Genomic DNA, 22,610 nt, shown 5'->3' on the forward strand with positions numbered 1-22,610 from the left:
AAAAAATTTATATTTATATTGAATATTTTATTTTTTTGTATAAACTTCTAAATAATAATAGTTTTTTAAACTGTATAAATTAGAATTGCATTATGGAAAAAAAGTATTTCAAATTAATTTCATTAAACATATCAAAAGATACAGGTACAGTAAAAACTCCTGTAGAAAGCATCACTTTAGTAGAAGATAAAGGCGTTCTTAATGATGCCCATTTTGACAAATTAAAAGACAGACAAGTTTCTTTACTTGCTATTGAAGATATAGAATATACAAATGATAAAATGAAGGCTGATCTCAAACCTGGTGATTTTGCTGAAAATATCACAACTAAAGATGTTGAGCTTTATAAACTGCCTATAGGAACAAAAATGTATATAGGAAATACTATAGTAGAAGTTTCTAAAATAGGTAAAGCATGTCATCATGGATGCGATATAAAGCAATTAGTAGGAGACTGTATTATGCCTAAAAAAGGAATATTTGTAAGGGTTATTAAAGGCGGAGAAATAAAACTTGAAGATACTTGTTATTACTGTGTCTGACAGAGCTTTTAAAGGCATTTATGAAGACAAATCGGGTGCTGTTATAGTAAAAACTCTTGAAGATAGTTTAAAAGGAAAAATCACAAATATAGAAAAAATCATAATACCAGATGAATATGATACTATATTAAATACTTTAAATGAAAACAAAAATAAATTTGATATTATAATAACCACAGGAGGAACAGGTTTATCTCAAAGAGATGTAACGCCTGAAGCTACAGAGGCATTTTGTAAAAAGGAAGTTAGAGGAATATCAGATTATATAAGGCAAGAATCTATAAAAGATACAATATTTGCCACTCTATCAAGAGGATATGCTGGAATTAATGATAATGTGTTTGTAGTTAATTTTCCTGGAAGCAAAAAAGGTGCTGAATATTGTACTAATTTAATGATTCCTTTACTAGAACATATTGTTAGTATGATTAAAGGTGAAGGACATTAAATATTTTTATAAATAATAAAAACAAAATAAATTTAAAGGTACTACTATGAAAAAAATAATATTTATAACTTTATTAATATCTTATTTATTTGTATCATGCGGTTCTTCAAATACTGCAGATAATGCATCACAAACTAATACAGAAAATAAAGAGATATTAGTATTGGCTGCTGCAAGCTTAACTGATGTACTTACAGAATTAGCTAATAACTATAAAACAGAAACAGGAACAACCGTTACATTCTCTTTTGCTTCATCAGGAGCATTACAAACACAAATAGAAGCAGGCTCTCCAGCCGATATATTCTTTTCTGCAGCACAAAAACAAATGGATGCTTTACAGGAAAAAGATTTAATTGATACTAATACAAGAAAAGATTTGCTTGAAAATAAAGTAGTATTAATATCTCCTACAAATTCAACTTTAAATATAAAATCTTTTATAGATATGACAAATGCTAATGTTACTAAAGTAGGATTAGGTGAGCCAAAAAGCGTACCTGTAGGACAGTATTCTGAAGAAATACTAAGTAATTTATCTATATTAGATGCAGTTAAACAAAAAGCTGTTTATGGTTCAGATGTTAGAAATGTACTTTCTTGGGTTCGTACAGGAGAAGTTGACTGCGGTATAGTTTATGCCACTGATGCTCAAATAGCAAATGATATTAATATAATAGCAGAAGCTCCTGAAGGTACTCATAAAAAAGTTATTTATCCTATAGCTGTAGTAAAAGCTTCAGAAAATAAAGAAGAAGCTCAAAAATTTATAAACTATATTTCTACAGATACAGCTGCTGAAGCATTTAAAAATTATGGATTTACTGTAATTAAATAAGATTATGGAATATACTCCATTAATATTATCTATAAAAACGGCATTATATTCTACAATAATAACTTTTTTTGTAGGAATATATGCCGCTATTATAGTAGTAAAAATCAAAAAATTTTCATCTATATTTGATATAATATTCACACTTCCTCTTGTACTTCCTCCTACTGTTGTGGGATTTTTTCTTTTATTATTTTTCGGAAGAAATTCTTTTATAGGAGGTATAGTTTCTAAATTAGGATTTCCTTTTGTATTTACATTAAGAGGTGCAGTATTGGCTTCATTTATAGTATCATTTCCGCTAATGTATAGAACAGCAAAAGGAGCATTCGAGCAAATAGATAAAAATATAATCAATGCAGCAAGAACATTAGGCAAATCAGAAAATTGGATATTTTGGAGAGTAATACTTCCAAACACTTGGCATTCCATACTAGGAGGAACTATACTATCATTTACTAGAGCTTTAGGCGAGTTTGGTGCTACTATAATGATAGCAGGAAACATACCAAATAAAACTCAAACAATGTCATTAGCCGTATATACTGCAGTTCAGGCTGGGGATAGAGAATTAGCTTTTAAATGGGTTATGATAATTGTATTAATATCATTTGTAAGTATAATGATGATGAATGTTATATTACCTCTTTCTGATACTATAAAAAAGAGATTATAAAAATTATGAGGTTTAATATTGGGTTTAATAGTTGATATAAAAAAGAAGCTATCTAATTTTGATTTAGATTTGCAGTTTGAAGTAAAAAGCGGAGTATTCTCTATTTTGGGAGCTTCAGGCAGCGGCAAAAGTATGGCTTTGAAATGCATTGCAGGAATCGAAAAACCAGACAGCGGATATATAGAATGTAATGGAAATGTTTTTTATGATTCTAAGAAGCGTATTAATATAAAGCCTCAAAAAAGAAATGTAGGTTTCTTATTTCAAAATTATGCTTTATTTCCAAATATGACTGTTGAAGAAAATATTAAATGCGGAATAAGAGATAAAAAAAGTAATATTGATATTGAATATATTATGAAAAAGTTTTTCATAAATCATATAAAAAATAAAATGCCAAGAGAAATATCAGGAGGAGAACAGCAAAGAACTGCATTAGCAAGAATATTTGTATCATCTCCAAATATATTAATGCTTGATGAACCTCTAAGTGCTTTAGATTATCATATAAAATGGGAATTAGAAAAATTTATTTCTTCAACTATAAAAGAGTTTGACGGCACTACTTTGTTTGTATCGCATAACAGAGATGAAGTATACAGATTATCAGATAATATAGGAATAATAAATAAAGGTAAATTCGATATAATAGATTCTAAATATAATCTTTTTGAAAATCCTAAAACTTATTTCTCAGCACTTCTCACAGGTTATAAAAATTTTTCAAAAATAAAAATATTAGAAAATAAAAAAATAGAATGCATTGATTGGAATATCATTTTAGAAATTAAAAATAATAATTTAGAAAATATAGAAAATGCTAACTATATTGGAATGCGTCCTTATTCTTTTTTTGACTATGATGATAATAAAAAAGATAATATATATATAAAATCAAAAATAACAAATATTACTGAAGATATGTTTTCTTATATTATAACTTTAATGCCTCATAACAGCGAAAATCAAATAACTTGGAGATTAGATAAAGATAAATATAAAAATGATTATGAACTTGGAAAAGAAATAAATTTATCATTTAATACTGATGATATAATATTTTTAAAATAAATAAAAGCGGTAAGATTAATAAAAATCAAACCGCTTTTATTTAAATACATCATTAATTATAAAAAATTAGTCGTCGAATTTTTGTCTCATAATCTGTCCGTTTCCTGTTACCATAAGCTCCATCATATTATTTAATTTTAACTTATAATTGCCCCACTCTTTTTCTGCATCTATTACAGCAGCCTGAGGATAAGCATTTTTTACAGCCTGTATAACAGCAGGAGGAAAAGCAGCATCAGGTATAGGAGCATATTCACTGTCTATATTCTCCCAATCTCCATTACCTAAAAAGTCTATAGATACACCATTAGACAATTGTACATCGAATTTTCTTCCGTCTCTTTCAACTTTCCAAATTTGGGCACCCGGAAAAGCTCTTTGTATAAATGCACTGGCTTGCTGAGGTAATGCTGAAGGCGGAACTACCATATCTGCAAAAAGACTAGAAGCTGATAAAATAAATAATGATGCTAAAAAGATAGATAATTTTTTCATGATTTACTCTCCTTAAATATTGATATATGTAAATTATCTTTACAATTATAAGTATAGCATTTTTATATTATTTGTCAAGTTTCTTTACAATATTTTTACTTGTTTTTTACATTATTTTTTATTTTTTTTATTAATTCTTTTAAATCTTTGGGTAAAGGAGCTTTTACTTTAATTATTTCATCAGTGATTGGATGATAAAATTTTAAACTATATGCATGTAAGGCCTGTCTATTGAAAAAACCTTCCGGAATAATACCTTTTTCTATAAAATCATCAAAAACTTTAGGGCCGTATTTACCGTATATTTTATCACCTACCATAAAAAAGCCTTTAGAATATAAATGCACCCTTATCTGATGCATTCTTCCTGTATAGAGCCTAGCCATAACAACAGCATAATCTCCTATTCTTTTTATGGTTTTAAAAGAAGTTTTTGAATATTTTGAACCTTCTACATTTTCTTTATGGAGCGTTTGAAATCTTCTGTAATATTCATGCCCACTTTCAAGCATATAGCCTTCAACGGTGAATTTATCTTCTATATCTTTGGCATTTTCTATCACAGCAATATATGTCTTTTCTATAGAATTTCTTTTATACTGCTTTCCATTTACTTTTCTTCCAGCAAGCATAGCACAAAAATTCGATGCTGATTTACTGCTTCTTGAAAGAACTACGCATCCGCTTGTTTCTCTATCTATCCTATTTAGCATATTTATATTGCTGTTAAGCATATTTTTAACAATAGTATGAAGCGTATTATGATAATATTTACCAGAAGGTATAACAGGTAAATTAGCTGGTTTATTTGCTATTATTAAATCACCGTCATCATATACTATAGAAACATTTTTATCTACTTCAGGCTCTTTCATTCCTATAATATGATAAGCTATCTCATCGCCTTTTTTTACAGTTCTAGTATATTTTACTTTGCTATTATTAAGAAGAACTAAACCCTGACCTATCAAATCCTGCCATTTATTTCTTGAATAATAAGAAAATCTATCTCCCATATATTTATCTATTCTTGTATTCTCTTCAACATCTTCTTCTATACGGCATTTCCTTATTACAGATTTTTTATATAATTCACCTATATTTTCATGTAATTTATTTTTTTTCTTTCTCATAAATATGATTATACTAATAGAAAAAAATTTGTCAAAATATATACTGAAAATTTTTAAGCTTGTTAATTTTTTTATTGTTCTTTTTCCAACCGCATACGCTCTGCAGACTTCGTCAAAGAACCTATATCCTCAACAAGCTCGGATACGCTTTGTGAAAGTGCAAATATAAAATTAGTACTAAATAATACTAAAATTATTTTACATGTAATATAAACTATTAATTTAAGCTAAAATATAGCCTTTTTGCTTCTTTGTGGCAACAAAAGAAGTGGGGTTTGGGGCAAAGCCCCAGACATCAAAATAAAAATATAAATTTATCTTGACAAAATATAATTGTTTAGGTATATATTGAATATTTTTTATTCAAGTATATCTTTACCTGTATATGCTATTAACATCAATATATAAACAGCACTGCTCATACGATTCAAAACTTTAATAATATCTTCCCTTTCATTTTTTAAAGCATTATAAGCTATTAATTCAGCCTCTCTTACTAAAGTTCTTATTAGATTAAGTTTTATAACTGCATAAGGCATATCACAATTGATAAATACATGATCACATCCGAAATACTCTTTAGGGTGATGAGATATTTTTCTAATCTCATCATCTGTTAAACCAAATATGGTATCTAATTCTAAACTTTTATTTGTAACTTCTGAATATAATATTGCATGAATAAGTTTATGGTACTTTTTTAAATATTCCAATAATTTATATTCTTGCCTTTCTTTAAACTCATACTCTATATCTACTATTAAAGCAAGCAAACTATCTAATTTACCTCTTAATATTATTCTAGGATGATTTTTTTCCACCAATACATTATCATATAAATGAGTATAATTTTCAGGTTTAGTATCTAGTCTTTTATTAGTTTCATAATCTATATAGTATTCAATATTTTCTATTTCTTTTATACCATACGATTTAGGATTTGATGTAAAGCTTCCAACATTACAATTATTAGTTTTTATTTTGATTTCTATATTTTTAGAATCTAAATATTTTCTTGCAGAAAGAGTTAAAAAATCTCCCTCTTCTATAAAATATTCTGATACATCTTTATCAAGTATATCATTTATAATCATTTCTTCTGTTATAACTCTCATAAACAAACTCTATATTAATTTTATAATAACACTATTTCCATTTATCAAAAGATTTATTCATATAATTTATCACATCTATATCATATATATTATTGAGCATATTGATATCAAAATCATCAATACTTCCAAAATACTGAGAACTTCCATTTTTTAAAACCAACAATTTATCAGACAAATTCAAAGCTGCATTTATATCATGAAGCACAGCTATAATGCATCTTGAACCATTTAAAACCCATTCTTTTAAACTATCAATTAATTCTATCTGGCTATTTAAATCCAAATGATTAGTAGGCTCATCCATAAGTATTATACTAGGATTTTGAACAAAAGTCCTTGCCAAAAATACTCTCTGCAATTCTCCGCCTGAAAGTTCTGTTATTAATTTATCTTTCAAATGCATTATCTTTAATTTTTCCATATAGTAAATTACAAACTCTTTATCCTCTTTTGTAGGCATTGATAATAATTTGTCTTTATAGCTTGAATACCTTCCCATCATTATAGTATCATAAGCAGTATATCCAAAATATATTGCTGATATCTGACTCATCATAGCTATTTTTTTATAAACATCTATTTTTTTTATATTTTCATCATCGATAAGTATTTCGCCTTTATCAAAATCTATTATCCTACATAAAGATTTAAGCAAAGTAGTTTTTCCGCATCCGTTAGGACCTATAATACATAAACTTTCATTTGCATTTACTTCAAAAGATATATTTTTTAAAACTTCTTTTTTATTTGAATAGCTTAAATATAAATTTTTAACTTCAATCATTTTATTTGTTTTATCAGCTTTATTTATATCATTCATAATAAATCACATTCCTTTATTATTGCTGCTTGATATAAATATATACAAAAAGAAAGGAGCCCCTATCACTGCCGTAACAATACCTATTGGGATATTAGAGCCTGAAACTACAATTCTTGAAAATATATCAGAAACATTTAATATTAACGCTCCCATTAAAGCAGACATAGGAAGTACAATTATATGCTTAGCACCAAATATTTTTCTTGTTATATGAGGAGATACTAAATCTATAAAACCAATTATGCCTGTAAATGCCACTAAAACCGCTGTTATAAACGATGAAATCAATATAAAAAATATTCTCATATCCTTAACATTTATACCAAGAGATAAACTTGTTTCATCTCCAAATGTCATTATATCTAATACGCTTGAATATTTAATCAGCAATAACAATGATATTAAAGTCATAAATATAATTATAAAAATATCCAATTTATTTCTTACAAATAAACTTCCAAGCTGCCAAAGTATTATTTGATTTGAATATTTTGGAAACATATATGATAAAAAACTCATTAAAGAACTTAAAAATAATGATATAACTATACCAGCAAGTATTATAGAATTATTACTCATATACTTATCTATTTTTTTTGATATAAATAATATAAAAGATATAGTAATAAAAGCGAATACCATTGATACGCCTATAAAAAAATATTGATTAAAAGATACTGTCATAATTATAAGCAAAGCAGCTCCAAGTCCGGCACCTGATGATATGCCTAAATTATATACTGAAGCTAATGGGTTTCTTAGTATTGACTGTATCACAACCCCTGTTATAGATAATGAAGCTCCAACAAATAATGATAATATAGAATGCTGAATCCTAATGCCTATGATATCAGCATTTATTTTATCTATATTCATAAGCTCGACATTAAAAATTTTATATAATAAAATAGCAAATACTTCTTTTGGATGTATGAATACGCTTCCTATACATATTGATAATACAGTAGAAATAATCACTAACAATAAAATTATAATAATTTTTTTTATCATTATAATTAATTCCTAATTATTTCAATATCTTTATATTCATTAGGATAAGCATATTTAGCCATCATAATCATAGCATTTACAATATTATGTGTAGGTAATGAAGATGAAGCTATATAATATACATCTTTATTTTTTACGGCACTTATATTCTGCCAAGATTTACGTCTTAATATTTCTTCTGTAGGGTTATCAATATAGTCAACGCTTGTAAATATTATATCAGGATTTGAAAATAATATATTTTCTTCCGAAGTGCTTATCCAAGAATTTTTATCTGAAAATACATTAGATGCTCCTATAATATTTATCATATCGTCTATATAAACATTAGTGCCGAATGAATATAAATTAGGCAAAGCAGCTATTTCAAAATAAACTTTCTTTTTGTTTTGTATGCTTTCTCCTATAGTTCTAATATTTTCTATATTTTTATTCATAATGTTAATAATATTAGAAGCGGCATCACTTTTATTCAAAACATTACCTAAAAAAGTTATATCATCTTCTATAGATTTTATGGTATCACTGCTAGGTATAACCGCAACGCATATACCTGAAGCTTTTATAGAATCTAACGAAGTTTTTCCAGAAAATACACTAAAATTATTAACAAAAACAATATCTGGTTTCATTGCTATGATTTTTTCTGAATCAGGATTAAGCATATCAAAAACAGGTATATTAGATACATCTATATTATTAGTATATAAAATTTCTTTGGAAGTAGAATCAAAAGCAATTATCTTATCTGAAATACCTAATGACAATATAATATCTGTAGCTGATGGTGTTAAAGATGCTATATTTTCTATTTTTTCAGGCAAGATAATATCATTTCCAGCCCTATCTTTTATAGATAAGTTATTATTACTTTTATCTGCATTAATGCATGAAAATAAAAATATACTAAAAAAAATAAATAAAAATATTCTAACAGTTTTCATAATTTTTTAATTGCAGAAGTATAAACTAAAGAATTGTTATTGTCAATTATTAATTTTCTGTTTTAGTATTGCTGTCATTTATTATATAATCTGAAACTTCATTTGATAAATTTTCTATAAATAATATTCTTTCATTAAGAGTATTTACAAAATAGTTATAAAATACCACTGTAGGTATGGCAATAATAAGTCCAGCCGCAGTAGTAAGCAAGGCATTCGCAATACCTGAAGCCAAAGCAGACGGGTTTCCGCTTCCTGCAACTGATATTACAGCAAAAGATTGTATCATACCAAGTATAGTACCTAAAAGTCCAAGCAATGGAGCAACTGTTGATATTGTAGAAAGAGCAGATATAAATCTTTCAAGTCTTGGAAGTTCTTTATTGGAGGCACTTTGCATAGATTCCTTAGGCATATCAGAATTTTTAAGTCCTGACATTATAATATTTGCTAAAGGGGATTTTGATGTTTCACATAATGCAATAGCTGCTTTTAATTCTTTATCTTTTATTAAAGAAATAAGCTTAGGTGCTAATGAATTATCCTGTGATTTTATTCTAGTAAAATAAATAAATCTATCAACTACTATTGTTAATCCCAATACTGAAGATATAAGAAGTCCTATCCAACAAATAGCCATAGCCGAATTAAGCAAACTCTCAGATCCAAATATATTATCCATATATATAAATGCCCCATTAAAATATCATTATTTGTTAAAACATTATAATTGCAAGAATATAAAAAATCAATATTTTAAAATATATTTTAAAAATAAATATAAAATTACTTGACATTTTTTATTATTTATAATAATATTATTGTCAATAGTAAATGTTTTTAGGAAAAAATAAAAATGTATAACGTAAATTCAATCAATTACAATTTATTTTTCAATAATTCTTCAAGGCGTTAAGCCTCTAATTTTCTTTTCAATAATTTAAATCTCGTAAAAAAATAAAAACAAAATAATATTAACCATTAATATATAGGAGTATTGTATTATGATAAAAGTATCCGTTATAGGTGCAACAGGATATGCAGGTGCAGAATTAATAAGATTATTATTATCTCATAGTAAAGTAGAATTAAAAAATCTTTCTTCAAAAAGTTTTGTAGGAAAAAATATCAATGAGATATATCCTAATTTAAATAAAAACTTAGATAAATTATTATTAGATGAAAATGAAATATTTGAAGATACTGATGTTGTATTTGCATCATTGCCTGCAGGATTAAGCGATGATATTGCAAATAAATGTTTTGAAAAAAATATTTTGTTTATAGATTTAGGTGCTGATTTCAGATTGGACAACGAAGAAGATTATAAAAATTGGTATGGTAATGAATATAAATATAAAAATCTTCATAAAGAAGCAATATACTCAATACCTGAAATAATTAAATATGATAATGTATATAACAAAAAAGAATTAAAGAATGCAAAAATTATAGGTAATCCAGGCTGCTACCCTACTTCTATAGGTTTAGCATTAGCCCCAGCATTGGTAAATAAATTCATAATAAAAGATGATATTATAATTGATTCTAAATCAGGTGCGACAGGTGCAGGAAGAGAATTGAAATTGAATACTCATTATACTGAATGTAACGAAGCCTTTGCTCCTTATAAAATTGCCGAGCATAGACATACCCCTGAAATAGAACAGACATTATCAAATATATACGGCGAAGATATAAAAGTTACTTTTGTTCCTCATTTACTTCCATTAAATAGAGGAATAGTTTCAACAATATATACTAAATTAGAAAATAAAAATCTCAAATTAGAAGATATACATAATACTTATAAAGAGTTTTATAAAGATTCAGCATTTGTAAGAGTATTAAATATCGGAGAGATAGCGAATTTAAAATATGTTAAATACTCAAATTATTGTGATATATCTTTGCATATGGATGCAAGAACTAATAAATTAATAATAGTATCAACAATAGATAATATGGTAAAAGGAGCGGCAGGACAGGCAATACAAAATATGAATATAGCTTTAGGCTTAGAAGAATCCGAAGGACTGAATTTCATTCCTCCAGCTTTCTAAAAATATAAAAATTGTGAACGCTTGGCATACACTTAATGTGAACAATTTTTAATAATAATAAAGAATATAACAAATTGATTTAATAAATAACAATTGATTTTATAAATAAATAGGAGATTATAAATGGATAGTTTTAAACAAATTGAAGGCGGAATATGTGCTTCTGAAGGTTTCTTAGCAAACGGAGTACATGCTGGTATAAAAAAGAATAGCGAAAAAAAAGATTTAGCAATAATTTATAGTAAAACTTTATGTTCTGCTGCTGCGGTATATACTCAAAACAAAGCATGCGGAGCAAATATCACAGTAAGCAAAGAACATTTAAAAGACGGAAAAGCAAAAGCTGTTATATGCAATTCTGGAAATGCTAATACTTGTAATAAAGACGGTGTAGATAAAGCAAAAGAAATGTGCAAACTAACTGCTGATGTATTAGGTATTGATGAAAAAGATGTTGCTGTTGCTTCTACAGGTGTTATAGGCGTACCATTACCAATAGAGCCTATACAAAAAAATATAAAAGAACTTATAGAAAATGCTGCTCATTCTGCAGAGCATGCTAAAAATGCAGCAAATGCCATAATGACTACTGATACATTTATGAAAGAAATTGCTTATGAATTTGAAATTGACGGAAAGAAAGTTCATATAGGCGGAATGTCAAAAGGAAGCGGTATGATTCACCCTAATATGGCTACTATGCTTGCATTCGTAACTACTGACTGCAATATATCAAGTGAAATGCTTCAAAAGGCTTTAAGCGAAGATATTAAATACACATATAATATGATTAGTGTTGACGGTGATACTTCTACAAATGATATGTGTGTTGTACTTGCAAATGGTGAGGCTAAAAATACTTTAATCGATAAAGAAGATGATAATTATAAAATATTTTGCAAAGCATTGAATATGACTAATACTTATTTAGCAAAACAAATGGCTAAAGACGGAGAAGGTGCTACAAAATTAATAGAATGCGAAGTAATCAATGCTGAAAGTTTAAAATTGGCTAGAAAGATAGGTAAATCTGTAATAACTTCAAATTTAGTAAAAGCAGCTATGTACGGATGCGATATGAATTGGGGAAGAATTTCATGTGCTATAGGTTATACCGATGCTGATTTTGATATAAATAAAGTTTCTATAAATGTTGGTTCAAAATACGGTGAAATGAATGTATATAAAGACGGATACGGTGTAGAGTTTGATGAGGATGAAGCTTTAAAAATATTGAAAGAAGATGAAATAAAAATCACAATTAATATGAACTGCGGAAATTATAAAGCTACAGCTTGGGGATGTGATTTGACTTATGATTATGTAAAAATTAATGGCTCTTATAGAAGTTAAAAATTATATGTATTTATATAGATAAAAGGAAATAAAAATGGAAAATATTTCAAATAGAGATAAGGCTCTAATACTTAATCAGGCATTACCATATATACAAAAATATACAGGAAAAACAGTTGTAATAAAATACGGCGGAAGTGCTATGGAAAATCCTGAATTAAAAAAGAAAGTTATGAGCGATGTTGCTTTGCTTTCTACTGTAGGAATAAATGTAATAGTAGTTCATGGAGGCGGTAAAGATATTACTGCTATGCTTAATAAAATAGGAAAAGAATCAAAGTTTATAAACGGCTTAAGATACACTGACAGCGAAACTGCTGAAGTAGTAAAAATGGTCCTTGCAGGCAAAGTTAATAAAGACCTAGTTGCTTCTCTTGAAAACTGCGGAGGTAAATGTCTTGGTATATGCGGTATTGACGGAAAGATGTTTAAAGTAAGCAAATATAAAGGCGATGATGATTTGGGATTTGTAGGCGATGTTGATCATGTTGATACAGATTTACTCAATACAATTATATCAAATAAATATATTCCAATAGTTGCAACTATAGGATGCGATGATGAAGGAAATGTTTATAATATTAATGCTGATACTGCTGCTGCAAGAATAGCTGAAAGTTTAAAAGCTGAAACTCTAATATATATGACTGATACACCAGGGCTTTTAAAAGATAAAGATGATGAAAATACTTTAATAAGTCAAATTAATATTAAGGATATAGATAACTTAATAAAAGACGGCACTATATCAGGCGGAATGATACCTAAAGTTAGGCATTGTATAGATGCTGTAGAAAATGGGGTGTCAAAAGTATTTATAATAGACGGAAGATTATGCCACTCATTATTAATAGAAATGTTCACCGATGAAGGTATAGGAACTATGTTTCATAAAGATTGATAATCTTAAAAAATTGTAATTGGGAGTAAAAAAATGCCTTGTAAGAAAAACAATAAAAATAATAATCAAGATAATGAAAAATCAAAATTAAAAAAAGAATATATTAATAATAATAAAAAATATGTTGCTAATACTTATGGAAAATTTGATATAGTTTTAGAGTCTGGAAAAGATTGTAAATTAAAAGATATAGAAGGAAAAGAATATATTGATTTAGGAAGCGGTATCGGAGTTAATAGCATTGGTTATAGTAATAAGAATTATATAAATGCTGTAACTAATCAATTAAAAACTCTTCAGCATACATCAAACCTTTACTATACAAAACCTTATATAGATTTAGCTAAAAAGCTATGCACTATTACAAAATATGATAAAGTATTTTTCTGCAACTCTGGTGCTGAATCAAATGAAGCTGCTATTAAATGTGCTAGAAAATATTCTTTCAATAAATATGCTAATAATGATAAAAATTATAAAAGAAACAAAATAGTAACTTTAAAAAATTCTTTTCATGGCAGAACTATGGCTACAATTTCAGCTACAGGACAGGATGTTTTTCATAATTACTTTTTCCCATTTTTGGAAGGTTTCGAATTTGCAGAGGCAAACAATTATGAAGATACTATATCAAAATTAAAAGATAATGCCTGTGCTATGATGATGGAGCTTATACAAGGTGAAGGCGGAGTTATACCTCTTGATAAAGAATATGTTCAGAAAGTACAGAAATACTGCGAAGAAAATGATATACTTTTTATAGTTGATGAAGTGCAAACAGGTGTAGGAAGAACAGGAAAATTCTTATGCTCTGAGCATTTTGGTATAAAGCCTGATATCACTACATTGGCTAAAGGTTTAGGAGGAGGACTTCCTATAGGTGCAATGCTTATGAGCAAAAAATGTTCTGATGTATTTGTTCCTGGAGATCATGCTTCTACATTCGGTGCTAATCCTGTTGTTGCTGCCGGTGCTTTGGAAGTACTAAATATAATAGATAAAAACTTATTAAAAGAAGTTGAAAAGAAATCCAAATATATAAAAAGCAAATTAACAAAACTTGATAATGTTGTAAGCGTAGACGGTATAGGTTTAATGCTTGGAATAGGTTTGAAAGAAGGATTAAATGCAAGAGAAATAGTAGAGAAATGCATATCAAAAGGAACTATTCCATTAACTGCTAAAAATAAAATAAGACTTCTTCCACCTCTCACAATTAGTGATAAAGAATTAGAAAAAGCCGTTTCGATACTTTGCGAGTGTTTAGGATAAAGATAATAGACCTGCTTTATAATGATGTTTTTTACATTATGAAGCAGGTTTATTTATCATAACAAATTATGCTGATATATCTCTTTTATTAAAAATAATCACAGACAATATATTAGTTACTATTCCAATAATAAATAAGCATATAGTGACAATTAAAAATATATTAAAATCATCGCTGTATTTAGAAGGATTAAACAAAGTTATAATACTTAAATATTTAAAAAACTCTGCCTTCTCTCCTACCCTTGATATCATTTGAAATAACATAAATAATATACAAAGTCCAGCACCTGCCCAAAGAGAAATATTTGTAGAAGAAAAACTTACAGAACTCAAAAAACATATTCCTAAAAAAGAAAGCCATAACCCCAAAAGCCCAATATTTATAATTATGATTTTTGTAATATCAAGTTCGCCTTTAAACATAATCTCGCTTGTAAATATAATGAGCATAGTTATATATAAATTTAATATAAATATTTCTATAACAGCATTCAATATTTGTGTAGATATTATTTTTATTCTTGAATTTGGTGTAGCAAATAAATATGCTATGCTTCCTTTATCAATGTATCTTATTACTAGTCTATTAACCAATAGCACAATAAAAACTAATGGAAAAATAATAAGAAGAAATGAATATAAATAATCAATTAAGAAGTCAGTTAAATTATTTGAAAAATTATTCATTCCAAATAAGGCAAACATTTGAGGCATACTCTCAACCATAGAATTCAAACTATCAACGAGTTTAGGATCAAACATAGAAATAATAATTGCTCCATACATAGTTAATACTGCAGCAAATATTAATAATATTTTTAAATTTGATTTGAATTCTTTTTTAAGTAAAATTAAATTAATCATGTTTACTCCATTATTCAATAGAAATTATATCTTTTGAATTTTTATTTATTATAAAAATGTAAAAACAACTCCTCCAAAGTCTGACTTGAAGAATTAATATCTAATATATCATAATTGCTAAGTTCTTTTATAAAACTATTAACTTCATTATTAGCAATAACAATTTTTACAATATTATTATTCAATTCACATTTAAAACTAATTTGATTTTTAAAATTTTCAGCATCTTTTTCTGTTTTAAAAATCACTTCAAAATTCTTATTCTTTTTGGATTTTAATTCCTCCATATTTTCTATAGCAATTAGCTTACCGTCTTTTAATATAGCAGTTCTGTCGCATGTCTTTTCTATCTCTTCAAATATATGAGATGACATAAAAATTGTAGTGCCTTTTTTCTTTTCTTCTAAAATTAAATCAATAAACTTTTTCTGCATCAAAGGATCAAGTCCGCTTGTAGGCTCATCTAATATGATAACTTCAGGCTCATTCATAAAGGTACATACTATACCTATTTTTTGTTTAGTACCTTTAGACATTTTATTTATTTTTCTGTTAGCGTCTAATTCAAAAATTTCAATAAGCTCTTTCATTCTATTTTTATTTTTTATTGATTTCATATCAGCAATAAAATTTATAAAATCATCGCCTTTCATCTCGTCCATAAAAGCGATTTCACCAGGCAAATATCCAAGTTTTGATTGTATATTTTCTCTTTTATCAAAACAGTTCATATTTAATATTTCTGCATTGCCTTTATCAGACTTTATAAATCCCATTAACTGTCTTATAGTAGTAGTCTTACCTGCTCCATTAGGACCAAGCATTCCGAATATCTCTCCTTTATTCACCTCAAAGGATAAATCGAATACTCCTCTCATAGCTCCATAATCTTTAGTAATATTATTTACTTTTATTACGGACATAAATATCCTCCTAGAATTTATAAATATTCTTCCTTGTATGAAATCTGCTTAAACATCTTCATCCATTTAGAATACTGTTTTATCATGTCATCTTTATCTATTTTGATGCTCATATTTTTTCTGCTTTGCAAATAACCTTCTGATGTATATGTTATCATTTGTATAATGTCTTGCATATTAACATCATCTTTAAATTTAGTTGTATCAATATTTTTAAAATAAGCAGCTATATCAATTTGCTTTTTATCTCTATATTTATTTACTATCTCTTTTACATCTTCACTTTCATCAAAATATCCCTGAAGAATAAAATCAAATATAGATTTATACTTCTCCATAATTTCTAATTTTTTATAAAAAGAATATTCCATAAGTTCAAAAAAATCTGTTATTTTATAAAAATCTGAATCTGCAACTACGCTTTCTAAATATTCATAAACATAATCATAAATATATGCATATAAATTCTTCTTGCTCTTAAAATGATATAAAAGCAAAGATTTTGATATATTAGCATTATTAGAAATATTTTCTAAAATAGCATGCTTATATTCATGTTTTGCAAACTCATCAATAGAAGCATTGATAATAGCTTCTCTTTTATCTTCTGGTATATTGGCATTTTTACTCATAATTCACTTAACAAATAATAGTCACATACTGACTGACTAAGTTAGTCAGTATATTTTTATTATAATACATAATAAAAAATTGTCAATAGAAAATTAAAAACTTTATCATACTGTACATACGGATATATAATAAATTAACATGCTAAGGTTTTTTAAATATCAAAAATATTATATATTGCTTATAGTGTAAATATAGTATAATATAGTATTATGAGTAAAGTATTAAAACAATCAAAAGCAGTTCTTGTTGCTGCATTAATGTATAATGATATAAATATATATAATTCAGTATTAAAAAAACTTATAGATAATTTTGGTAATACTGAAGTTATAAGCGATGAATATTTATTTTCCCATTCTGCTTATTATAGAGAAGAGATGGGAGAATCTTTGAATAAAAGGTTTGTAGTTTTTAAAGATATGATAGATAGAGATTATATTGCTGATGTAAAAAAAATAACAGACAATATAGAAAAAGAATATTCAGATGAAAATAATAATAGAAAAATCAATATAGATCCTGCAATATTAACATTAGAAAATTTTATTCTAGTTACAAATAAAAATTTCACACATAGAATATATTTAAAAGACGGAGTATTTGCTGATTTAACTCTAATATATAAAAAGAAAAAAGGATATACAGAATTAGAATGGACTTATGCAGATTATTCAAGTAATGAAACTAAAAAGTTTTTAAATAAAATAAGAGAGCTTTTCTACAATAGACTTATAGAAAGCTCTCCATTTGGTTCTAATTGGAAATAATATTTTAAGAATCTTGTATTCCAGCAATTCTTACAAATTCTTTATCCCATACACCTATATGCTCTATTAAAAGTTTAGCTAAAAGATCTGAAAAATCAATAGCTACCTGACGCCAATCACTGCTGGATTTAAATGACTTATACTGATCATCAATAGCTTTTTCAAATTTTCTATGTTCTTCAAAATGTTCTTTAATCTTATGGTACTTATCTTTATTAGCAACCTGTATTTTCTGCTCTTCAGCAAAGTGGTATTTAGTATAATTAATAGCACCTTTAAATGCTTCATCAACATCTTCTTTTACACCATTATATAAAGCTGAATGAACTTTATTAGCATATTCTATAATTTGAACATGCTGACCATCTATAGTTTTATTATGAGTATAATACTGATCAAGCCACTCTAATTTCTTAGCACCTACTTTAAAGAAAGCCATAGCATTAGATAATTCTTCCATTTGTTCTTCAAGTTCTTTAGATGATTCATGCATAGATGAAACCAATGAACTATTTCCTTGAGTTTGAGCATCCATATTAGACATAGCATTATTTATACTGTCTATACCGATTAACTGCTCCTTAGTAGTATTAGCCATATCAGCAATAACTCTTGTTGTCTCTTCAATTTTATTTTCTATATCCTCAAATAAAGTTCTAGACATATTAGCAGAATCTGTTGCCTTTTTTACCTTCTCATTACTTTCTGTAATAAATGAAGTAATGTTATTAACAGAGCTTTGAGTTGTCTGAGCCAAATTTCTAACCTCAGAGGCAACAACTGCAAATCCTCTTCCCTGCTCTCCTGCTCTGGCTGCCTCTACAGAAGCATTTAAAGCTAGTATATTAGTTTGGAATGCTATATCTTCAATAAACTTTACTAATCCGCTAATCTTTTGACTATATTCAAATGCCTGACTAGTGTTTTGAGCAGTTTCAGAAATAATACTTCCAGCTTCCTCTACAGCATTTCTTGCATTTATCATCATATCATTAATAATAGCTGCATTTTCTGCTGTTTTTTTAATAGTACTTGAAATTTCCTCTGTTGCTTCTGCTGTCTTTTCCAAATCTGATGCCTGATTCAAAGTTCTAGTAGCTAAATCTTTATTTGAATATGATAGAGAATAAGCTGTTCTTTTAGTTAAAGCAACATTTGAATTTGCCACATCTATAATATCTCTTATAGATGTTTTCATATTATCAAAACTTTTTATTAATTCACCGATTTCGTCTCTTCTTCCAAAATATTTATTATTTACCTCAAAAGTTAAATCTCCTTTAGATATTAAATTAGCCAATCTTAAAGCCTCTTTAAGAGGAGATGTTAATCTTCTCGTAAATCCTACGATAATGATTGTTACAATAACTATTATGGCTATTCCAAATAATATTGAGAATATAATAGTTCTTCCCAATGAAGAATATAACTCTTTTTCTAACATGGTTATTATAATATACCAATCTGTATTATCTACATTGTAATATGACATTAAATATTTTTGCTTATCCATATCATCCTTATAATGCATTATACCATTTTTATTTTTAAAAACTTCATCATAAGGAATATTATTTCCTGCGGTAGTTAAAATTTTAGTACTATCATTATGAGCCAATATTTTTTTATTGCCGTCTATTATAGATATTCTTCCAGTTTCTCCTATTTTCACATTTAGAATATATCCATTAATTAAATCTCCCCAATCTACGTTTCCAGATAATACTCCTATAACTTTTCCTGTATTATCTTTTATTCCAGCCCATACTCTATATGTAGGATTTCCTGTGGCAACTGATTTACTTACGCTAGCCTCACCTCCGGAATTATATCCTCCGGCAACAAACTTTTTCCAACCATCATCATTTCTATCCATAGTTACATTATTAAGAATTCCATTTTCAGAATCTATTATGGCATTTCCATTTAAATCTAACAATATAAAATTAATAAATGATCTTTTAGAATTTTTAAAATATTTTAAAGCTTCCTCAGCGCTGAGTTTTAAAGTTTCATCTTGAGTATTAAGTAAAAAATTTATTAATATATCAGAAGTAACAAAATTAGCCATAGAAGAATGATTATCTTCCAGCCAAAGATTGATCAAATTTTTATAAGAAACTGATGTGGACTCAAATCCGCTCTCAACAGCATCATCTATAGCTTTTGTACTAAAAAACAATGCAACACCAACACTAAGTAATATAGATAAAACTATAGCTGTTACAAACAACACAGGTATTTTGAATCTTAAACTATATATTTTCATACTTTCTCCCGAAGTAGATTATTAATTTTAATGTACAAATAAAATAATAACACTTATAAAAATAATTTCAACATAAAACATTTTTCTTATAAGTATTAATTATTAATAAGTATATAATATTACATTTCCTTTAATTAATTATATAATTAAAAGATAATAAAAGTTTTTTATATTACAAAATATTTTTATTAATAATATCGTATATAATATAAAATTTTATTACTATATTCCAACCATTTTTACAAATTCTTTATCCCAAACCCCAATATGCTGAATAAGCCACTTACTCAAGATATTTGCCATATCCAAAGCCGTATTTTTCCAGTCATTTGAAGTATTTAGTTCATCTATTTTTTTAGCTACTAAATTTTCAAAACTTCTATGCTGTTCAAAATGTTCTTTTATTTTTTTATATCTATCTGCATTTTCTTTTTGTAGTTTCTCTTCATCTGAAAAATGATATTTTGTATAATCCAATGTCATATTAAATACATTTTTTACTCTTTCAACATCTTCTTCATATATAGCAGAATATATATCATTAATAAAATTTAATAATTTTTTATGCTGTTCATCTATATGTTCATTATTAGTATTGTAATTTTCAGACCAATCCAAATGATGAACACCTGTTTTAAAGAAACTTATAGCACTAAAGAAATTATTAGTTTGCTTTTCCAATTCTGAAGAAGAATTTTTCATAAGCTCAACTAAATCGGCATTATCTTTAGTTTTGGCATCTATACTAAGCATAGAATTATTAATTTTAGAAACATCTTCCTGCTGTTTATTAATCTTTACAACTACATCTTTCATTATATTTGTAGTATTTTCTATTTTTTTCTCTATCTCAACAAATAATTTTTGAGACATATTAGCAGAATCAGTAGCTTTCTTAATTTTATCATTACTATCTTCTATTAAGGAAGTAATATTCTTAGCTGACTCTGATGTATTCAATGCCAAATTTCTAACCTCAGAAGCAACAACCGCAAATCCTCTGCCCTGCTCTCCTGCTCTTGCCGCCTCTACTGAAGCATTCAAAGCCAATATATTAGTTTGAAATGCAATATCCTCAATAATCTTTATTATATCACCTATCTTCTTACTCGATTCAAAAACAAGTTCAGTATTTTTAGCAGTATCAAATATTATAGAACCTGCATTATTTATTTCATTTCTAGCATCTATCATACCGTCACTCATAGATTTCATATCATTAGTTGATTCATCTATAGAGAGAGAAATATTTTTCATAAATGATGTTGTAGCATTTATATCGGAGACTTGAGATATAGTTCTCTCTGACAAGTCTTTATTTGAATAATATAAACTATAAGCTGTTCTTTTTGTTTGAGATATATTTGAATTTACAACTTTAATGATATCTTTTATAACTTTTTTCATCTTATTAAAGCTATTTAAAATATCCCCTATTTCATCTTTTCTATTCAAATGCTTTTTAGATATTACAGTAGTTAAATCTCCATTTGCAATATTATCTGCTTCTTTAACAATCTCTTTAATAGGAGATGTTATATATTTTGAAAATATCCAAATCATAATAATAGATAAAATAATCAAAACGACGGCTATGTATATAGGATGTCTTAACATATTATTTACAGGATTATAAAGTTCGCTTTCAGCTATAGTGGCAACTATATACCAATGAGAATATATTATAGGACTGAAATACATCATATAAAGTTTATCATCAGTATCTTTATAATGCTTAATAGATTTTTTTAATACAGTCATATCATCAAGAGCTTTAAAATCTTTCAAGCTATTTAGAATTTTATTTTTATCTTTATGAGCAATGATATTCTTATCCTCATCAACTATCATTATATTTCCTGTATTTCCTATTTTAGCAAATGAAATACAATGCTTTATAAAATCTGACCAATCTATATGAGATGATAAAACTCCTATAACATTTCCATTATTATCTTTAATATCAGCATACATTTTATAAACGATATCGCCTGTTATTGAAGATTTAACAATTCCCATTTTTGCTGTATTATTTTTGTATAAAGTAAAATCTGAATCATAACCATTATTATAGTTGATCAAAGAATCATTTTCCGAATCAAGAAGAACTTTACCTTCTCTATTTAAAATTGTAAAATGCAATGATGCATTCCTATAATTTTTAAATCCTATTAAAGTATTGCTTGCCAACTGAGCATTATCTTCATTAACAGATAACAAATAATTGACTATACTTTGATTAGTTGCAAAGCTTTCAATTATTGATTTTTGATGTTCTATCCATAGATTAGCTGTACCCTCATAGGCAGCAGCAGTAGTTTCAAATCCATTTTGAGCCGCTATATCAACAGACTTCAATGATATTAAAAACATTATAACTGTTATCACAAATATTGATAATGTAATAGAAAGTCCCATAATAAGCGGTATTTTAAATGTCAAACTATTAAGTTTCATTTTGTAACC

At 26.8% G+C, this 22,610-nt stretch carries 22 protein-coding genes; 10 read left to right on the forward strand and 12 right to left on the reverse strand.

Translation table 11 applies throughout. The annotated features are described in order from the left end of the window. The first annotated feature begins 92 nt into the window (after positions 1-92). The 5 genes from BHYOB78_RS06815 to BHYOB78_RS06835 are packed head-to-tail and all read left to right on the forward strand — an operon-like array spanning position 93 to position 3,572. Positions 93-542 (forward strand): MOSC domain-containing protein, encoded by a 450-nt coding sequence (locus tag BHYOB78_RS06815; protein WP_020063607.1) that lies wholly within the window; start codon positions 93-95, stop codon positions 540-542. Beyond that, the gene (locus tag BHYOB78_RS06820; protein WP_020063608.1) at positions 514-990 is read left to right on the forward strand and encodes a MogA/MoaB family molybdenum cofactor biosynthesis protein; all 477 of its coding nucleotides are present in this window, start codon (positions 514-516) and stop codon (positions 988-990) included. The genes BHYOB78_RS06815 and BHYOB78_RS06820 overlap by 29 nt, the downstream gene beginning before the upstream one ends. A 46-nt stretch (positions 991-1,036) precedes the next feature. After that, positions 1,037-1,828, forward strand: a complete 792-nt coding sequence (modA, locus tag BHYOB78_RS06825; RefSeq protein ID WP_020063609.1) for a molybdate ABC transporter substrate-binding protein — start codon at positions 1,037-1,039, stop codon at positions 1,826-1,828. Positions 1,829-1,832: 4 nt separating this feature from the next. Beyond that, a complete protein-coding gene (gene modB, locus BHYOB78_RS06830; RefSeq protein WP_020063610.1) occupies positions 1,833-2,501 on the forward strand; it encodes a molybdate ABC transporter permease subunit in 669 nt (222 codons plus the stop codon). An 18-nt stretch (positions 2,502-2,519) separates the two neighbouring features. Beyond that, a complete protein-coding gene (locus BHYOB78_RS06835; RefSeq protein ID WP_020063611.1) occupies positions 2,520-3,572 on the forward strand; it encodes a sulfate/molybdate ABC transporter ATP-binding protein in 1,053 nt (350 codons plus the stop codon). Between the two features lie 66 nt (positions 3,573-3,638). Here BHYOB78_RS06835 and BHYOB78_RS06840 read toward each other — a convergent pair whose 3' ends face one another. The 7 genes from BHYOB78_RS06840 to BHYOB78_RS06870 all read right to left on the reverse strand — a co-directional run bounded on the left by BHYOB78_RS06840 (position 3,639) and on the right by BHYOB78_RS06870 (position 9,775). Further along, complete coding sequence (locus BHYOB78_RS06840) at positions 3,639-4,067, reverse strand: PepSY-like domain-containing protein (protein ID WP_020063612.1); 429 nt, start codon at positions 4,065-4,067, stop codon at positions 3,639-3,641. A gap of 95 nt (positions 4,068-4,162) precedes the next feature. Further along, positions 4,163-5,200 (reverse strand): RluA family pseudouridine synthase, encoded by a 1,038-nt coding sequence (locus BHYOB78_RS06845; protein WP_020063613.1) that lies wholly within the window; start codon positions 5,198-5,200, stop codon positions 4,163-4,165. 359 nt (positions 5,201-5,559) lie between these two features. Further along, complete coding sequence (locus BHYOB78_RS06850; protein WP_020063614.1) at positions 5,560-6,315, reverse strand: cobalamin adenosyltransferase family protein; 756 nt, start codon at positions 6,313-6,315, stop codon at positions 5,560-5,562. A 31-nt stretch (positions 6,316-6,346) separates the two neighbouring features. Next, the gene (locus tag BHYOB78_RS06855; protein WP_020063615.1) at positions 6,347-7,135 is read right to left on the reverse strand and encodes an ABC transporter ATP-binding protein; all 789 of its coding nucleotides are present in this window, start codon (positions 7,133-7,135) and stop codon (positions 6,347-6,349) included. A 6-nt stretch (positions 7,136-7,141) separates the two neighbouring features. Next, positions 7,142-8,149 carry a FecCD family ABC transporter permease gene (locus BHYOB78_RS06860; protein WP_020063616.1) on the reverse strand — a complete coding sequence of 336 codons (1,008 nt, stop codon included), beginning with the start codon at positions 8,147-8,149 and terminating at the stop codon, positions 7,142-7,144. A gap of 5 nt (positions 8,150-8,154) precedes the next feature. Then, entirely contained in the window at positions 8,155-9,093 is a 939-nt protein-coding gene (locus tag BHYOB78_RS06865; RefSeq protein WP_020063617.1) for an ABC transporter substrate-binding protein, read from the reverse strand. A 49-nt stretch (positions 9,094-9,142) separates the two neighbouring features. Continuing rightward, on the reverse strand, positions 9,143-9,775 hold the full coding sequence (locus tag BHYOB78_RS06870) for a MotA/TolQ/ExbB proton channel family protein (RefSeq protein ID WP_020063618.1): 633 nt from the start codon (positions 9,773-9,775) through the stop codon (positions 9,143-9,145). A 322-nt stretch (positions 9,776-10,097) separates the two neighbouring features. On the opposite strand from BHYOB78_RS06870, the gene argC reads away from it, so the two are divergent. The 4 genes from argC (at position 10,098) to BHYOB78_RS06890 (ending at position 14,685) form a co-directional block, all read left to right on the forward strand. Beyond that, positions 10,098-11,156 carry an N-acetyl-gamma-glutamyl-phosphate reductase gene (argC, locus tag BHYOB78_RS06875; RefSeq protein ID WP_020063619.1) on the forward strand — a complete coding sequence of 353 codons (1,059 nt, stop codon included), beginning with the start codon at positions 10,098-10,100 and terminating at the stop codon, positions 11,154-11,156. A 123-nt stretch (positions 11,157-11,279) separates the two neighbouring features. After that, positions 11,280-12,509: a bifunctional glutamate N-acetyltransferase/amino-acid acetyltransferase ArgJ gene (argJ, locus tag BHYOB78_RS06880; protein ID WP_020063620.1), complete on the forward strand. Its 1,230-nt coding sequence runs from the start codon at positions 11,280-11,282 to the stop codon at positions 12,507-12,509. Between the two features lie 37 nt (positions 12,510-12,546). Continuing rightward, positions 12,547-13,413: an acetylglutamate kinase gene (gene argB, locus BHYOB78_RS06885; protein ID WP_020063621.1), complete on the forward strand. Its 867-nt coding sequence runs from the start codon at positions 12,547-12,549 to the stop codon at positions 13,411-13,413. A gap of 33 nt (positions 13,414-13,446) precedes the next feature. Beyond that, a complete protein-coding gene (locus BHYOB78_RS06890; protein ID WP_020063622.1) occupies positions 13,447-14,685 on the forward strand; it encodes an aspartate aminotransferase family protein in 1,239 nt (412 codons plus the stop codon). Positions 14,686-14,751: 66 nt separating this feature from the next. Here BHYOB78_RS06890 and BHYOB78_RS06895 read toward each other — a convergent pair whose 3' ends face one another. The 3 genes from BHYOB78_RS06895 to BHYOB78_RS06905 are packed head-to-tail and all read right to left on the reverse strand — an operon-like array spanning position 14,752 to position 17,107. Next, positions 14,752-15,552 carry an ABC transporter permease gene (locus tag BHYOB78_RS06895; RefSeq protein ID WP_020063623.1) on the reverse strand — a complete coding sequence of 267 codons (801 nt, stop codon included), beginning with the start codon at positions 15,550-15,552 and terminating at the stop codon, positions 14,752-14,754. A gap of 41 nt (positions 15,553-15,593) precedes the next feature. Beyond that, positions 15,594-16,475 carry an ABC transporter ATP-binding protein gene (locus tag BHYOB78_RS06900; protein WP_020063624.1) on the reverse strand — a complete coding sequence of 294 codons (882 nt, stop codon included), beginning with the start codon at positions 16,473-16,475 and terminating at the stop codon, positions 15,594-15,596. A 17-nt stretch (positions 16,476-16,492) separates the two neighbouring features. Beyond that, the gene (locus BHYOB78_RS06905) at positions 16,493-17,107 is read right to left on the reverse strand and encodes a TetR/AcrR family transcriptional regulator (RefSeq protein ID WP_020063625.1); all 615 of its coding nucleotides are present in this window, start codon (positions 17,105-17,107) and stop codon (positions 16,493-16,495) included. A gap of 210 nt (positions 17,108-17,317) precedes the next feature. Between BHYOB78_RS06905 and BHYOB78_RS06910 the strand changes: the two genes are divergently transcribed. After that, positions 17,318-17,875: a DUF4416 family protein gene (locus tag BHYOB78_RS06910; protein WP_028331256.1), complete on the forward strand. Its 558-nt coding sequence runs from the start codon at positions 17,318-17,320 to the stop codon at positions 17,873-17,875. A gap of 4 nt (positions 17,876-17,879) precedes the next feature. Here the strand turns inward: BHYOB78_RS06910 and BHYOB78_RS06915 are convergent, their stop codons facing one another. Then, positions 17,880-20,144, reverse strand: a complete 2,265-nt coding sequence (locus BHYOB78_RS06915; RefSeq protein ID WP_012670095.1) for a methyl-accepting chemotaxis protein — start codon at positions 20,142-20,144, stop codon at positions 17,880-17,882. A gap of 222 nt (positions 20,145-20,366) precedes the next feature. Further along, positions 20,367-22,601 (reverse strand): methyl-accepting chemotaxis protein, encoded by a 2,235-nt coding sequence (locus BHYOB78_RS06920; RefSeq protein WP_020063626.1) that lies wholly within the window; start codon positions 22,599-22,601, stop codon positions 20,367-20,369. Positions 22,602-22,610: the final 9 nt, after the last annotated feature.

Source organism: Brachyspira hyodysenteriae ATCC 27164, from assembly GCF_001676785.2.
Lineage (GTDB): Bacteria > Spirochaetota > Brachyspiria > Brachyspirales > Brachyspiraceae > Brachyspira > Brachyspira hyodysenteriae.